Source organism: Paenibacillus sp. MSJ-34 (genome assembly GCF_018918005.1).
Taxonomy (GTDB): Bacteria; Bacillota; Bacilli; order Paenibacillales; family Paenibacillaceae; genus MSJ-34.
The window spans coordinates 1-514 of sequence record NZ_JAHLPR010000139.1 but is presented as its reverse complement, the minus strand read 5'-3'; the positions used below and the strand labels follow the sequence as shown (position 1 = coordinate 514).

The window sequence follows — 514 nt, the reverse complement described above, 5'->3', positions numbered from 1 at the left end:
CAATCCATAGCTTCGGTGGTGTGTTTAGCCCCGTTACATTTTCGGCGCAGAGTCACTCGACCAGTGAGCTATTACGCACTCTTTAAATGATGGCTGCTTCTAAGCCAACATCCTGGTTGTCTTTGCAACTCCACATCCTTTCCCACTTAACACACACTTGGGGACCTTAGCTGATGGTCTGGGCTGTTTCCCTCTTGACGATGGATCTTAGCACTCACCGTCTGACTCCCGGTTATAAGTCTATGGCATTCGGAGTTTGACTGAGCTTGGTAACCCTTGGCGGGCCCCGCACCCAATCAGTGCTCTACCTCCACGACTCTTCCACCGAGGCTAGCCCTAAAGCTATTTCGGGGAGAACCAGCTATCTCCGAGTTCGATTGGAATTTCTCCGCTACCCCCACCTCATCCCCGCATTTTTCAACATACGTGGGTTCGGGCCTCCAGTGCGTGTTACCGCACCTTCACCCTGGACAGGGGTAGATCACACGGTTTCGGGTCTACGCCTACGTACTCA

The 514-nt window shown here is 52.9% G+C and carries 1 rRNA gene; it reads right to left on the bottom strand.

Annotated features, from left to right (window positions below):
- Positions 1-514 (bottom strand): 23S ribosomal RNA (locus KQI79_RS27400); the annotation flags it as partial.